The organism is Limosilactobacillus viscerum (genome assembly GCF_947387525.1).
Classification (GTDB): Bacteria; Bacillota; Bacilli; order Lactobacillales; family Lactobacillaceae; genus Limosilactobacillus; species Limosilactobacillus viscerum.
The window spans coordinates 37152-51503 of sequence record NZ_CANDNW010000006.1 but is presented as its reverse complement, the minus strand read 5'-3'; the positions used below and the strand labels follow the sequence as shown (position 1 = coordinate 51503).

Annotated in this window: 15 protein-coding genes; 6 read left to right on the top strand and 9 right to left on the bottom strand. The window is 46.4% G+C overall.

The features are described 5' to 3' along the window. Positions 1-9: 9 nt before the first annotated feature. Complete coding sequence (locus QOS07_RS03130) at positions 10-741, bottom strand: GntR family transcriptional regulator (RefSeq protein ID WP_283587549.1); 732 nt, start codon at positions 739-741, stop codon at positions 10-12. 124 nt (positions 742-865) lie between these two features. Here QOS07_RS03130 and ybaK point away from each other — a divergent pair, with 124 nt between their 5' ends. Next, positions 866-1384 (top strand): Cys-tRNA(Pro) deacylase, encoded by a 519-nt coding sequence (gene ybaK, locus QOS07_RS03125; protein WP_283587548.1) that lies wholly within the window; start codon positions 866-868, stop codon positions 1382-1384. Between the two features lie 139 nt (positions 1385-1523). After that, entirely contained in the window at positions 1524-2957 is a 1434-nt protein-coding gene (locus QOS07_RS03120) for a C69 family dipeptidase (RefSeq protein WP_283587547.1), read from the top strand. A 453-nt stretch (positions 2958-3410) separates the two neighbouring features. Here the strand turns inward: QOS07_RS03120 and QOS07_RS03115 are convergent, their stop codons facing one another. Next, entirely contained in the window at positions 3411-4334 is a 924-nt protein-coding gene (locus QOS07_RS03115; protein WP_283587546.1) for a hypothetical protein, read from the bottom strand. A gap of 8 nt (positions 4335-4342) precedes the next feature. Then, a complete protein-coding gene (locus QOS07_RS03110; RefSeq protein ID WP_283587545.1) occupies positions 4343-5968 on the bottom strand; it encodes a bifunctional aspartate transaminase/aspartate 4-decarboxylase in 1626 nt (541 codons plus the stop codon). 134 nt (positions 5969-6102) lie between these two features. On the opposite strand from QOS07_RS03110, the gene QOS07_RS03105 reads away from it, so the two are divergent. Then, positions 6103-6933, top strand: coding sequence for a sugar phosphate isomerase/epimerase family protein (locus QOS07_RS03105; RefSeq protein WP_283587544.1), 831 nt, complete (start codon positions 6103-6105; stop codon positions 6931-6933). Between the two features lie 10 nt (positions 6934-6943). Further along, entirely contained in the window at positions 6944-8059 is a 1116-nt protein-coding gene (locus QOS07_RS03100) for an AI-2E family transporter (RefSeq protein WP_283587543.1), read from the top strand. 60 nt (positions 8060-8119) lie between these two features. Here the strand turns inward: QOS07_RS03100 and QOS07_RS03095 are convergent, their stop codons facing one another. Genes QOS07_RS03095 through QOS07_RS03085 form a run of 3 tightly spaced genes read right to left on the bottom strand, consistent with a single transcriptional unit; the run spans position 8120 to position 10057 of the window. Next, on the bottom strand, positions 8120-8635 hold the full coding sequence (locus tag QOS07_RS03095) for a DUF1836 domain-containing protein (RefSeq protein WP_283587542.1): 516 nt from the start codon (positions 8633-8635) through the stop codon (positions 8120-8122). Position 8636: 1 nt separating this feature from the next. Next, a complete protein-coding gene (locus QOS07_RS03090; protein WP_283587541.1) occupies positions 8637-9179 on the bottom strand; it encodes an NAD(P)H-binding protein in 543 nt (180 codons plus the stop codon). Between the two features lie 14 nt (positions 9180-9193). Beyond that, positions 9194-10057, bottom strand: a complete 864-nt coding sequence (locus QOS07_RS03085; protein ID WP_283587540.1) for a multidrug ABC transporter ATPase — start codon at positions 10055-10057, stop codon at positions 9194-9196. Between the two features lie 252 nt (positions 10058-10309). Between QOS07_RS03085 and nrdI the strand changes: the two genes are divergently transcribed. After that, positions 10310-10783, top strand: coding sequence for a class Ib ribonucleoside-diphosphate reductase assembly flavoprotein NrdI (gene nrdI / locus QOS07_RS03080; RefSeq protein ID WP_283587539.1), 474 nt, complete (start codon positions 10310-10312; stop codon positions 10781-10783). 62 nt (positions 10784-10845) lie between these two features. Here the strand turns inward: nrdI and QOS07_RS03075 are convergent, their stop codons facing one another. After that, entirely contained in the window at positions 10846-11286 is a 441-nt protein-coding gene (locus QOS07_RS03075; protein ID WP_283587538.1) for a VOC family protein, read from the bottom strand. Between the two features lie 144 nt (positions 11287-11430). Between QOS07_RS03075 and QOS07_RS03070 the strand changes: the two genes are divergently transcribed. Next, complete coding sequence (locus QOS07_RS03070; RefSeq protein ID WP_283587537.1) at positions 11431-12618, top strand: CynX/NimT family MFS transporter; 1188 nt, start codon at positions 11431-11433, stop codon at positions 12616-12618. Positions 12619-12694: 76 nt separating this feature from the next. Here QOS07_RS03070 and QOS07_RS03065 read toward each other — a convergent pair whose 3' ends face one another. Beyond that, complete coding sequence (locus tag QOS07_RS03065) at positions 12695-13069, bottom strand: winged helix-turn-helix transcriptional regulator (protein WP_283587536.1); 375 nt, start codon at positions 13067-13069, stop codon at positions 12695-12697. A gap of 33 nt (positions 13070-13102) precedes the next feature. Further along, positions 13103-14275, bottom strand: coding sequence for an NADH-dependent flavin oxidoreductase (locus tag QOS07_RS03060; protein ID WP_283587535.1), 1173 nt, complete (start codon positions 14273-14275; stop codon positions 13103-13105). Positions 14276-14352: the final 77 nt, after the last annotated feature.

Sequence of the window (14352 nt, the reverse complement as noted above, 5' to 3'; positions counted from 1 at the left end):
CTTCGTCTTCTATCCTTCTTGGTCAAGGTTAATAAAGGTGCTATACCGCATATACTTGTAGTGGATCCGCATGCTGGATACCTCAAACGGCGTTCCATCATCAAGGAAGAAGACACCGTCCATTACTCCTACCGGTTCGGTTGGTTCCAGCTTCAGCAAGTCCTGGTCATCCCCCGTCGATGGCGACACGCTGATCGTGGTGAAGGACTTCGTAACCCGCTTCCCCATGTTGTCTTCAAGGTAGTTAAAAATTGAGCTGTTAACTACCGCTGGCGACAAGGTGGGCACAATTTTGATTGGGATAAAGCCCGTCTCAATCATGAACGGCTGGTCATCAATCAACCGCAACCGTTTGATTTGGTATACAAAATCAGTATCATTGAGGAAGAGTTCCTCTTGGATGTCAGCACTTGCAGGCACTACCTGGTAGTCAAGCAGCTTGATTCCCTGCTTTTTGCCATCAAGTTGGAAACTATCGGTAACTCCAAGGTTGCTGCCTTCATAGTGAAAGAGCGACTGGTTCTTCAAGTAGAGCGGGTTAATGAAGGTCCCCGACCCCCGTTTCTTGAAGATAATTCCCTGTTGGGCTAAGATGCCAAGTGCCCGCTTGATTGAACTCCGACTGACCCCGTAAGTTTCAGACAGGCTCCGCTCATCTGGCAAGCGCATCCCTTCATATTGGTTTTTCAGGATTTTTTGTTTTATATCACGCATCACTGAGCGATATACTAAATCTGCCATATCTTAAGCTCCTCAGATTTATTCTCTACACAGTTAATTCACTTCTAGTATACCAGGCCTATTTTAAATTGGGACCTTTTTTAAAAATATTGGTCCGTTCCAGTAAATAAAAGGAAGTTTTATTATGAGTAAAAAGAACAAAAAAAGCAAGTTAAAAAAGACGCAGGTGGAGCAAATCCTTGATAAAAACAAGGTTCCCTACCACCAGGCAGAATTTCCTACCCACCAGGATGGCGACGTGCGGACAATGAGTGTTGACCACACTGGCGTTGACGAACACGTTATTTACAAGACACTGGTCTTAACTGGTAACGTGACGGGCCCACTGGTCGGCGTAATCCCGGTTGATACCCACCTTGATGAGAAGAAACTCGCCAAAGTTTCTGGAAACAAGAAGGTCAACATGGTGCCGCTGAAGAACCTGCTGAAGACAACCGGTTACGTTCATGGTGCCAACACCCCGGTTGGAATTTATGAGAAATTCCAATACCCGATCTTCATTGACCAGGCCGCTAAGGAGCAGGGCGAAATTTATGTTTCGTCTGGTAAGATCGGCCGGTCGGTTCAATTAAACGCGGAAGACCTTGCTAATTTGGTCCACGCAAAGTTTGCTGACCTCCAGCAAGCCAATTATGAAGGATAATTAAAACCCGGTACTCCTTGGTGGGCACCGGGTTTTGTGATTATGAGAGCAAACTAATTTGACCCTTGCAGCGGTAACGTTTACACTATTGGTATAGAGTGTTTTAGTCGCTTAGTCATTGTAGAAAGGTTCTGAAGAAATGAAGAAGAATTTATCCGCATGTACGACTGTTTTAGTTGGTAAAAATGCCACGATCGATGGTTCGACGATGGCAGCACGGAATGACGATACGGTTGAGCCATTAAACCCAATGTGTCTCGTTGTCTACCCTGCTTACCATGACCACCCAAACCAAGTTAAGGCTTACCTTAACAAGTGTGTCGTTGACCGGCCAGCTGATGGTTATGCATATCAAGGTACCCCTAACGTTGATTACAAGAACGAAGGGATCTTTGATGAAAGTGGATTTAACTCCAAGAACGTCGGCATGAGTGCAACGGAAAGTGTTTACGCCAACGAACGGGTATTATCATTTGACCCGTTAAACACTGAAAGTGGGATCAACGAAGACATTATCGTCTCAACCACCCTCCCATTCATTAACAGTGCGCGGGAAGGGGTTGCCTACCTTGGTAACGTCATTAAGAAGTATGGTTCTGCTGAAGGTAACGGGGTTATCTTCTCCGACAAGGATGACGTTTGGTACATGGAAATCGTTACTGGTCACCACTGGGTAGCACAACGGATCCCGGACGATGCTTATGCCGTTACTGGTAACCGGATTGCCATCCAGCAAGTTGACTTTAGTGACACTGACAACTTCATGTGGTCAGATGGTATTCAAGAGTTCGTTGAGAAGAACCACCTGAACCCTGACAAGCACGGTTGGAACTTCCGCCACATTTTCGGAACCGCCAACTTCTTTGACCAACACTACAACACACCACGGCAATGGTATGGGCACAAGATCCTCAACCCAAGTGTTGAAATGGATCCACTTGACTTCGACCTGCCATTCGTAATGCGGAGTGACCGCAAGCTTACCTTGGAAGATGTTGAACAAGTATTGAGCAGCCACTACCAAGGAACGGTTTACGACCCACTTGGCAAGGGAACTGAAGAACAAAAGCACCTGTTCCGGCCAATTTCATTGAACCGGACGCAAAACTCACACGTGCTCCAGGTACGGAATGACTTACCAGAAGCAGCATCAACGATTATGTGGATGTGCTTCGGGGTACCAACATTTACACCATACGTACCATTCTTCGGGCAAGCACAAGACATGGATGAGAGTTACCGGGAAACACCAATGGAACTCAACATGGACTTGAAGAGTGCTTACTGGATGTACCGGGCACTATCGATGATTGTGGAATCACACCACGCTGAATTCTCACAACCAGACTTGGATTACTTGAAGGACGCACGTGAATACCTGTACCGGTGGGTAAACACGGTTGCACCACAAGTAGAAGGAAAGAGTGCTGGTGAAGTAAGTGACTTCTTAAGCGAAGAAAGCCACAAGATGATTGCGGAACTGGCAAAGCGGACTAAGAGTCTGATGTCACAATTAATCATGAACGGCCTTGAACTGTCCAAGCTGACGTTTAAGATGGATAAGAATTTATAAACAAAGTGCGGAGCGGCCTTTAAAGAGGGCCGTATGAGCAACAGGAAAATCGGGTTGGCGCTGAAGGCGGCAGGCCGATTTTTTTTGTTGGGCACTAGGCCCTCGGCCGCGCAGCACGTCTACTTAAAAAAGTGCGGAGCGGCCTTTAAAGAGGGCGTAAGACTAACATGGAAAAAGGCGGTAACGCGGATGCGTTGGCGTCTTTTTTCTGTTAGACTCTAGCCCTCGGCCGCGTAGCACGTCTACTTAAAAAAGTGCGGAGCGGCCTTTAAAGAGGGCGTAAGACTAACATGGAAAAAGGCGGTAACGCGGATGCGTTGGCGTCTTTTTTCTGTTAGACTCTAGCCCTCGGCCGCGTAGCACGTCTACTTAAAAAAGTGCGGAGCGGCCACTCAGAGGGCTACATAAATAGAAGCGGAGCGCGGCAAAAATTGTCGTGCTCCGCTTTTTAATTTATCCAATCCAAAAACAAGTCACCATCAAAAACAACACTAGTGTCACTGCGCCCCCGTAAAGGAACCGCATCTTGTGCTTGCGGGCGGCACCATACTGGTACTTAAGGCGGTACCGTTGCATCGCCGCCAGCAGGCCAGTTGAAAGAGCAACTACTAACAAGCACACCGCCAGGCAGTAGCTAATCAGGTCAAGCCTTCCACCGGCACTACGGAGTACGACCGTATCAAACGCAAAGAAGAATGCCAACATACTTCCAGCCAAGTCCGCGCCGATCAATCCCTGGTAGCAGGCACTTTGCACCGCAGCAGTGGATACAAAAATCCGTGCTAATTGCCGCCACTGGTAGAGAATTAAGGCCACAACTGCAATTCCCCCACCAGCAAGAGCAAGGTAACGAAGTACACCACTCAATAACAAGAACGGCGGTAATAGAAAGTCAATCATAACTAGGTATACCGGCATAATCCACAGCGAAAGCAGAGCGTCATCCCCCGCCATCACTTGTGGCCGACACCGGAGTGCAAAGTATATTCCCAATGCAGCCTGGCACCCATTTAGCAAAATGAACAGGCCCGTCCAAAGGTTAAGACTACTTGGCAGTGCCACATCCTGTGGTCGGCCCCAGGCGAGAATAGTTGAAAAGATCAACACTAACGCATAAGCCAGTACCCACACCCCATCCTTTGCCTGCTGGCGATTAATTGCCGGCTGTCGGTAGAGGATTGTTAGATTATAAATATTAGCAACCAGTATTACCGCCAGTATCATCAGCGCTGATTCTTGAACTTCGACCCCACCGCCGACTCGCTTGCCAAGACCGCGCCAGGCCGTCATGACTGCTAGCCAGCTGCTGGTCCACATCAAAGGAAGTTGGGGCGTTAACAGCAATGGTTGTTCCTTATTAAGCCACTTATTTTCCAATTAGTTAATCACTTCTTACTTTCCTGGTAGACTTCATAGTACTCGTCTACTAGGTCCAAAATTGCTTGGGCGAGCTTCCGGTAGTCATCCTTTTGCAGGTTGGCAAGTGAAACCCGAACATTCCCTTCTTCAGCCCCGAAGGCCTTTGCATCCATAACCACGGCACCAAATTCCGTTGCCAAGCGGTAAGTAAAGTCAAGGTAGTTGTAATTATCCTTGAAGTACTTACAGAAGTCTTCACCATGGCGCTGCTTCATCAAGTCAAAGATGTCGACCAGAGTGTAGTACCGGGTGTTTTCAGCTGTTTCATCCGCCTTAACGCCCAGGTCATTCCAAAATTCGTGGTAACGATCGGCCACTACCTGCCGTGAAAGCTTGACGTATTCGTTTGCGCCGTCGTCCTTTAGGTTTGACATCGCAAACATATCCATCATTACCTGTTGTGGCGAGGACAGGCCGGCCGTGTGGTAAAGCCCGATGGCCCGGCTATCCGCAACCATCCGATCAATAAATTTCATCTTGTGCGGATCCGGAACGACAATTGAGTACCGCCGTTCGTCAAGTTCCTTCAGCCGCCGGTTCATTAAATTTTCCTGGATGATCCGGTCACAAACATTATCATGGTGCATGCAGACAACCCCGAGGCGCTGACCGGTTGCACCGTAAAGCTTGGAGAATGAGTAAACCAAAATTGTGTTGTGTGGTGCCACCGCAAAGATGGACCGGTAGCTTGGGGAGAAGGTCCCGTAAACATCGTCGGTAATAATTACCAGGTCTGGGTTTGCCTTAATTACTTCCTTGAACTTTTCCAACCGTTCCGGTGTAAATGCCCGGGCAGTTGGGTTCGTTGGGTTAACCACAAAGAAGGCCTTTACCTTTGGATCCTTCAGCTCTTCAAACTGTTCGTCAGTCATTTGCCAGTTATCTTCCCGCTTCGTCGTTACCGTCTTGATCCGCAAGTTGTATTCGCTCAGCTCTGGGATCTGCAGGTATGGCGTAAAGATTGACGAGTTAACGACAACTGTATCGCCGGGATAGAGGACGTGGGCATAGTGCAATTCTTGGAAAATGTAAACCATGGCCGCGGTTCCACCCTCGGTTGGGAAAACATCAACGTCCTTCGCCATTTGAACATCCTTGAAACAGTTCTTTTGCAGGTATTGCTGCAAAACTTGTTCCGTGTACTTCAGGCAACGTGGTGGGTACGGATAGTGGTCACCCAGTGCCCCATCAACTAATTCATAAACAAAGGCGTCCCGGTCTTCAATCTTCAACTGGTCGATTGTGGCACCAATAACATCCCGCAGGAAAATATCCCGCCGGGTGCCCTTTAGCGCCTGCATCAACCGGTCGTAAATTCCGTCTTTCTGGACGTCGCCAGCCATCCCCTTTGGATCAAAGTAGGTCCGCTCTGCTTCAGTAACCCCAAACTCAAGCAGACGGGAATAAGCCAGCCGGGCAGTCGTAGCAATCCAGTTTGGGTTCCCACGACCACCGTTTACAACCTCATTGCCTCGTAGATTCTGTGCAGCAAAACGGTTGAAGATCGCCGCAATTTCAAAGTTTGACAAGTGATCAAACTTTCCTACTTGTGAATCATCAACCTTTTTGAAAATATCCAAATCAACAGTCATATTAGATAACCTCCTCATATCTAATCCCCCTAATTATAACAAAGAACGCCACCAGCTGAAGGCGCTTTTTAGGCCAATCTAGTCCCTAAAATCTGTTATGATGGAAGTAGTGTTTGTAAAAAGGAGTCTTAAAAATGTATCAACCACAACTGGGGTTAAAGGGCAGTAGCGACCGGGTCCAAATTGATGACCGGCTAAAGCACAAGCCAACTGTCTACGAATTTTTCACCGCCGCCAGTGACTTCACCGCTGATGGCTACCGGCACCTTCACGATGCTATCCAGTATGTTCAATCAACGGGGATCAAGCATATCGTCCTGCACCACCCAATGAATTTTAAGAATTACCACTCCGACGTCGTTGCACCGGAGAAGTACTATCCCGACCTCTACCGCTTCATCGAGGAAACAACCGACCAGTTAATCCGCCTCGGTGACGACTTAGATGTTCAAGTCCTTGTCCACGGTGGTTATTCGGGTCCAGAAGTTGAACACATGGTTGACCTTTACCCTTCCGTTGAGGATGCTCGCCAGGCCGTCTATGACCGGCTGGACCGTTTTGCCCGGGCCGGACGCGACCATATCATGTTTGAAAACTCGATTGCGCCAGTCTTTGCGTACGGTCACCCGGCAGAAGAAGATGAAATTCTTGATCACAATTACCGGTTGGCCTTTGATACGTCACACTGTTTTATTGAACTCCACGGTGATAACCAGGGACTGCAGGCATCACTCCGTCACCTTGCCCCCGCCGTTGTCCACTACCACTTAGTCGATTCACTAGGGCAAACGCATGATAGTTTAACTCTGGGGACCGGTAAAATCGACTGGGCAGGAGTTTTACCACTGCTAAATACACGGGCAACCAGTATTTATGAAATTAACCTCCATGATCAGACCAATTGTAAGGAACAGTTAGCTAGTCACGAATACCTGACTAAGTTAGCCAACCAGCTTACCCATTAGGAGGCCCAGATTGAAAAAGTACGTTAATAAGCAGCACGTCTCACTAGTAATTGCACTATTCTGTCTTTACCTAGCCATTATTTTCTGGCCGTACTTTACCAAATGGTGCGGTACCCTGTTGTCCGCAATGATGCCACTCCTTATCGGGGCGGTGGTCGCCTACATCGTCAACCTCTTACTCCGCCAGTACGAAGGGCTCTACCTCCGTTTATTCAAGAGTAACCGGGCAGCAAAGTTTAAGCGTCTCTGGGGAATTCTTCTTTCCTACCTGACGATTTTCTTGATCCTGGCAATTGTGATCCGGCTGGTCATTCCGGAACTTGTCAGCTGTATCCGCCTCTTAATTAGCAATCACAGCAAGGTAATTACCCGTTTCATTGCAACCTTCGAGCACAACAGCAGCATCCAACAAGTACTCAAGAACTTTGACCCCCGTCATATCAGCTGGGCAAAGGTGGAGAAATACTTGTCGACCGGCCTTGGCGGCACCTTTAAGGCCGTCATGTCAACGGCCTCATCGGTTGTTTCCGTTGCTACCACTTCTATCATTGCCTTTTTCTTTTCAATTTACCTCTTAATTTATAAAGAGATGCTGGCCCGGCAATTTACCCGCTTGATCGATACCTACCTTGGCAAAATCAAGCGGCGCCTGATGTATGTCATCCACACTTTTGACGACTGCTACAGTAGTTATATTGCGGGGCAATGCAAGGACGCTGCCATCCTCGGGTTTGCCTGCTTTGTCGGAATGACTATTATGCGGATGCCTTACGCCACAATGATCGGGGTCGTTACCGCCATTGGTGCCTTGATCCCTATCGTTGGTGCCATTCTGGGCGCCAGCATTGGTGTCATCCTTATTTTTGCTGTTTCACCAATGAAGGCCCTCATCTTTTTAATCTTTATCATTGTCCTCCAGCAATTCGACAACCGGATTACCTACCCACTGGTTGTGGGCAAGAGTATTGGTCTCCCCAGTGTCTGGGTATTCGCTGCCGTCATTGTCGGCGGTAGCATTTCTGGGATTCTCGGAATGATGCTCACGGTGCCACTCTTTGCCGCCATCTACCAAATCGTAGCCACCGATGTCGGTAAGCGCGAACGGGCAAGACAAACTAAGTCATAGAAGACAAAAAACGAGGGCCCATGACAAAGCTAAGTTTTGTCATGGGCCCTCGTTTTTTTATTATTTCTTCTCAACTTTCAACGGCTTCTGTTTTTTCTGCATTGCACTCAGCAGGTGCCCCGCCTTAAGACGGTTTAACACGGTGTCGATCGCCAGCATTTCTAACTCATCATTTTGTGAACTAGCAGCTACTGGTGAATCCTTCCCTGCTAGCTTGGCATTTAAGATTGTCGCAAAACGATCATATGCCTGTTGAGGATAAGCGCTCACGGTAACCTGAGCAATCCCTGCCCGGATTTCTTCAATGGAGAAACTATTCTTAAAGAAGCCGATCAGCAAGAGGTCAACCAGCTGGTTAACCGCGTACTTCTTCTTGACCGGTGCCTGGATTACCTTTTTCTTAACATAGTTATTGACCATTGACTTGGTAAGCGGCTCAACACCAATGCCCTGTAACTGGTCGTTGACAATCGTCACTACTTGATCAATATAAAGTCCCAGCGTCGGTAATTCCTTCCACTGGGGAAATTGTACCTGGGCCAGCTGGTCTTCCCAGTTCATGTACTCTTTACTCATATTACTGGTCCTCCTCTGCCATCGTCGAAACGCCAATCGATTGGCCGTTGTAACGGTCCGTTGATAAGACCTGCTCAATCACCTGGGCTAATGCTTCTTCGCTAACACCATCGCCGTGAAGCGGCTGCCCCTCCTCCGTTATTACAGCTTTCATATTGCCGGGCTTACTTGGCAGCGCCCGAATGATCGTGTAGGGCAGCTCAAGTTCATCGACCATTTTAATTGCATACTGGTGCGCCCATAAATACTCTTGCGCATTCTTGCCATACCAATGTTTGAGCTGGTCTGGACTAGCATCATCAGCGGTACCCGCCATCGACAACATTACTATCTTGCGGGGGATAAAGATAGATTGGTCAATCAGGGTAGCTAATTCTTGAACTTCATCATCAACGGGGTCGCTTAACTGGGGTAACCAGCATAACTGGTCGCCACGTTGAAACTCAAGTTTAAAATTACTGACCGCAACAGCATCATACATTTTCTTCATGATTAGCTGACTTAGTTGGTCATGGCGGTGGCTAACAATTACGGTTCTTCCCATTCAACCATCCCTTCTTAATAGGCCATTAATTCATCATCAACGGACGAGTCTTCAATCCGGATATCGGTAATTGTACTTTGCTCTAACAGTGGCAGCAGTGCCTGAATATTCCCAGAGTAGAGGAACCGCGTCTGGTTTTCTGCCTCTTCTAGCATGTGGGCGCCTATCTTAATTGCCACGTCAATTGGAAAACCGGTGCCAATAACGGTAACGGTACAGTCAACCCCATCGTTGGCATTTATACCACGTGCTGACGTTAACCGGTTACTGCTGAAATAATAAATGGTGCTGGCAAACCGCATCATTGTTGAAACATCATGACTGGTAAAGATGACTACTGAATTGGTCTTAGTAGCGTAATCCTTAACTAGGTTGCCAATCGTCGACCGGGCGCTGTCAGACAAGTAATCCAAGGCATCACCGAGGAAAACAACTGGCCGCCGTAATGCTAACAGGATAATGATCCGTAATTCTTGCTGTTGACCGTCACTCAAAGCAGCTACCTTTTGATCATACTTAATTCCGAGTGAAACAAGCATTTGAAGAGTCTGCTTAACATCTAAGGCACCCTTCATGTGCTTAGTTGCATGAGCAATCGCCTTTTCAACCGTCTTCCCTTTCAGTGGGACCCGGTCAAACGAAGCAATTACTCGTTCTGGGTGGCGCCGAAAAGTGCTGATGTCTTCGCCATTAACCTGCGCGGATCCTTCGATGATCTTCCCTTCACCCATTAGCAATTGCTCTACTGCCATTGCTGGGCCATTATTTTCACTACAAAGGGCGACCATCTTCGGTGCCATTAACCCAAAAGAAACTTCCTCAAGCTGGTCACCGGACTTAGCTTCAAACGTCAAATCATTTAATACAACGCTACTCACGATCGTATTCCTCCCGCACATTACTATTTACGTTTAATTTTAGCATTTTTCACTTAATAAGTTGTAGTGTGGAGAAGAATTCTTATACTATAAAATAGAAAAAGTCAAATTAGCGACAATTATTTCAACATTGCAATTTCACATAAAAAAATAAATTGGCGACTTGGTACTTTTTAGGCTCATTTTAGCGTATAATTGATTGTGCTCACTACTTAATAAATCTAAGTTTATAAACCAAAAGGAAGAATTATCATGTCAACAATGAATATTATATATATTTCAATTGAGGGGAATACCCGGTCCTTCCTTAAGCGATTACAAGACTTTGCCAAGCAGCAACACCTTATCGACACTAAAAGTCCACTAATTAGCTTAAAAGAAATCGGACCACAGGATGCTCCTGCAAAAGAAAGCAAACCATTTTTTGCATTTGTCCCTACTTACCTAACTGGTGGCAATGGCATTACTTCTGGTTATACTGAAATCATAACGAATGCGCTAGGCGAGTACATTGAAGACGGCGACAACGCCAAATACTGCGTGGGGGTCGTTGGTTCTGGAAACAGAAACTTCAATGAACAGTACTGCTTAACCGCTCGTAAGTATGCCAAAATTTTTGATGCACCATTTCTTGATAATTATGAATTGCGTGGTACTTCAGCAGATGTTGAACGTATTTACGGTGTTCTTGCTAAGGAATGGGCAAAGGTCGAAGAAAATAATTAAACAGCATAATAGCCAAAAAATAGAAGACCGGGAAGAAAAGATTTCTTCCCGGTCTTCTATTTTTATTCCTCTTCAGCGGTATTATTTCCGGTGCAGATGATCCAGGTCAAACCGTAGTGGTCAACAATCTGTCCCATCATGCTTCCTGAGATCCAGTTACCAAACGGAACGGTTACCCGTTGGTCGTCTGAATCGGCTAATTGCTTAAAGAACTGCCGTGCAGCTTCTTTTTCGTCCCCGAAGCTTAACATGATCGAAATCAAGGTCGAAGTTTGGGGATTCCCCATTGTTGCATCCGCACAAACAATTTTTTTCCCTGCGACCGAAAATTCACCGTACGCAGTTGTTGCAGCTAAGTCATCCGTTGATAGACCGATATTTTCCGCCTGTTCTTCGCTTAGTGGCTGGTGATATAAAATTTCTGCCCCAAAGTTTTGAACATAATAGTCCATCGCTTCCTTAGCATTTTCAAACGTTAAGTACGGGTATATTTTTACCGTCATATTTGTCCTCCGTATAAATCTTCATTGTTGATTATATGGTTCCGCGGCGCTGGCGTCAAATTTGACCGGACAGATAAATTTATGTATTAGCGGGGTAGTAAAACGTTTTAGTGTGCTATAATGGACTAACTTAAACTCTATGAAATGGAAAGGACGAATCTTTTGGAAAAAGTAAAAAAGCATAGCCCATTATTGATCTTAGGCCTTCTTTTACTTGGGGTTTGTATGCGTATGCCAATTACGTCAATCCCTTCCGTAATTAAAGAAATTGCCCAGACATTCAATGTTGCCCCTACTAGTTTGGGAATTTTAACCACAATTCCCCTTCTTTGTTTCGGGCTGTTATCATCGGTTGTTTCATCTACTGCCCAGCGAATCGGTAACGAATTAACATTAGCCATTGCGATGTTCTTAATGTTTATCGGTTCATACCTCCGGATTCTAAGCTTCTCCCTCTTGATGGTTGGGACGGTGCTAGTCGGAGTAGCTATTACTTGCATTAACGTGCTTTTACCAGCAATTATCTCTGATAAGTACCCCGACAAGATCGGTAGCGTAACCGGGATGTACAACACCGCCATGACTCTTTTTGCGGCCATTGGTGCTTACGCCATTGCGCCAATTACCCACCACAGCAGCTGGCAAATGGCAGTTATCATCATCAGTGTTATCGCATTGATCACTGCTATCGTTTGGCTGCCAAACTTAAAATACAATGAACGTGGCGGCACTAATGATGCTGAGAGTGATAAGGGGACCAATATGTGGAAGAACCTCAATGCTTGGTGGCTCCTCCTCTTCTTCGGTTTCCAGTGCTTTGTTTTCTACAGCGTCGTGGCTTGGCTACCAACAATTGCGATGGATGCTGGCTTGACGGGTGACCAATCAAGTTTGATTGCCGGCCTGCTCCAGCTCTTTGCATTGCCATTTGCCTTCGCGGTTCCGGTAATTGCTGCCAAGATGACTAACCGTCAGTCAATCATGCTCGTGGCCGGAATTGCATCCATGATCGGTGCGGTAATGATGCTCTTCCCCGTTCACTCATTTGCTTACTACTGTATAGTGGCATTCCTGATGGGGGCTGGCTCAACAACTACCTTCGTCTTAGCGATGACACTCTTCGGTTTGAAGACGAAGAGTGCTGCTGATACCCGAAACTTGTCCGGAATGGTTCAATCCGTCGGTTACTTGATCGCCGCTTTAGGACCGGTGGTTGTTGGAAACCTAAACGCACAAACTCATAACTGGTTCGCCAGTTGTATCGTAATTTTCGTTGCATCCCTCCTCTTCACTGTCTTTGGGATGTTTGCAGAGCGGCACCAATACGTATAAACTATTAACTACATGTAACAATTAAAAGGCAAGGGCCTGCGATAAAACTCGGTTTTGTCACGGACCCTTGCCTTTTTTACATTCTCTTAAAGCCACGTAAGTTATGGTTTGCAATTTTTACATCATGCCCTGTTTTTCGGGCTCTTTCGACTCGCTTTTCGCCCCATTCAGACATGGCAATTAAAATATTACGAAGACTTTTTCCTTCATCAGTTAGTGAATATTCTACTTTCGGTGGCACCTGACTGTAGACCTTCCGCCGAATAATATTGTCGGCTTCCAATTCACGTAGCTGCCTAGTCAAAACACGTTGTGAAACATTGGGGATAGCCCGACATAGTTCACCCGTTCGCATTGGCCCATTACCTAGATGGCAAAGGATAACTGGCTTCCACTTGCCACCAATCACATCTAGAGTGGCTTCAACTGCTAAATGGTAAATTTTTGGCATTATTGTCTTATCCTCCCCTTCTAATCACCATAATTAACCGCCAAAGCCCTCCATCTGACCAAATTGGTGCCGGAAATTTTTCGTTTTTTGGTCAGTAAAGTTCATGGCATCCAGGAACCCCGTCCGTAGCTCACGTTGTAACCCACCTGGCAACCCAAGAAGGTCCATGTCAGCCGGGGAAATCATATAACGAATGCTCTTTTCATCACCTAACCGGACCTTTTCGACCCAGTTAGGTTCACGTAGTAGTTCACGCCCCATTGCGACCAAGGTGGCCCCTTCGTTTAATGCCATTTCCGCATCAGTTGGCGTTTGAACACTTCCGACTTCAATCAATGGCTTCCGCTCATCAATCACCGTTAGGATCTTATGGTTAAGCTCCTCCTGGTCATCCTTATTCAATAGGGAGGTCCGCTTACGGTCACCCATTGAGCTGTGGAGGTAATCAATTGGCTGCTCACTTAACATTGCCACTAATTTTAATGTATCCGCAATCCTAATTCCAGGATTAGATAGTTCTTCAGGAGAGAAGCGATATCCTACAATAAAATCTGCTGGAGCATATTTAGCTACTACTCGTCTTACTTCTGCAATTAGTGCTTTAATAAAATTCATCCGTTTTTCGATATTACCGCCCCACTTATCGGTTCGACGATTACTATGTGGGGAGAAGAATTGCTGGAGAAGGTAGGTATTGGCGCCATGGATTTCTACCCCATCAAAGCCTGCCTTAACTGCCCGTAACGTTGCTGCGCCAAAGTCAGCAATTACTTGTTCAATTTCATCATCGGTTAGTTCTCGTGGTACTTCATCAGGATTACGGTGTGGTGCAACTGCACTAGCGCTTCGTGGTTGAATCCCACGTAAAATCTGACGGTTTGTCTTCCGTCCAGCATCAAAAATTTGGAGAACTGCTTTTGACCCCTTCAGGTGGATCGCATTAGCTAGCTTACTCAAGCCAGGAATAAAACGATCTTCGGCAACAGAAAGTTCGCCTTCGAATCCTTTACCCTCTTTATTGATGTTTGCTACTTCAGCAATTATCATCCCAACTCCTGACCGCATCTGATAGAACTTAACTTCGTCATTTGAAACCGTCCCATCAAAGAAACTGGACTGGGTGGTTACCGGAGCCATTACTATCCGGTTCTGGAGGCGGGCACCATTTGCAAAGGTATATGGCTTCATAAATTGGTATTCTGTCATACTGTGATTTACTCCTTTTTATTTAATAACCACAGTATACTGGCAAGCTTCTCTTATAAAAAGTAAGCACTTTATTG

Excerpts from the sequence above, each read along its gene's own strand:
- QOS07_RS03070 (WP_283587537.1), top strand. The coding sequence starts at position 11,431 with ATGGAAAGGACGAATCTTTTGGAAAAAGTAAAAAAGCATAGCCCATTA.
- QOS07_RS03105 (WP_283587544.1), top strand. The coding sequence starts at position 6,103 with ATGTATCAACCACAACTGGGGTTAAAGGGCAGTAGCGACCGGGTCCAA.
- QOS07_RS03090 (WP_283587541.1), bottom strand. The coding sequence starts at position 9,179 with ATGGGAAGAACCGTAATTGTTAGCCACCGCCATGACCAACTAAGTCAG.
- QOS07_RS03130 (WP_283587549.1), bottom strand. The coding sequence starts at position 741 with ATGGCAGATTTAGTATATCGCTCAGTGATGCGTGATATAAAACAAAAA.
- QOS07_RS03120 (WP_283587547.1), top strand. The coding sequence starts at position 1,524 with ATGAAGAAGAATTTATCCGCATGTACGACTGTTTTAGTTGGTAAAAAT.
- QOS07_RS03065 (WP_283587536.1), bottom strand. The coding sequence starts at position 13,069 with ATGCCAAAAATTTACCATTTAGCAGTTGAAGCCACTCTAGATGTGATT.
- QOS07_RS03060 (WP_283587535.1), bottom strand. The coding sequence starts at position 14,275 with ATGACAGAATACCAATTTATGAAGCCATATACCTTTGCAAATGGTGCC.
- QOS07_RS03110 (WP_283587545.1), bottom strand. The coding sequence starts at position 5,968 with ATGACTGTTGATTTGGATATTTTCAAAAAGGTTGATGATTCACAAGTA.
- QOS07_RS03075 (WP_283587538.1), bottom strand. The coding sequence starts at position 11,286 with ATGACGGTAAAAATATACCCGTACTTAACGTTTGAAAATGCTAAGGAA.
- QOS07_RS03095 (WP_283587542.1), bottom strand. The coding sequence starts at position 8,635 with ATGAGTAAAGAGTACATGAACTGGGAAGACCAGCTGGCCCAGGTACAA.
- nrdI (WP_283587539.1), top strand. The coding sequence starts at position 10,310 with ATGTCAACAATGAATATTATATATATTTCAATTGAGGGGAATACCCGG.
- ybaK (WP_283587548.1), top strand. The coding sequence starts at position 866 with ATGAGTAAAAAGAACAAAAAAAGCAAGTTAAAAAAGACGCAGGTGGAG.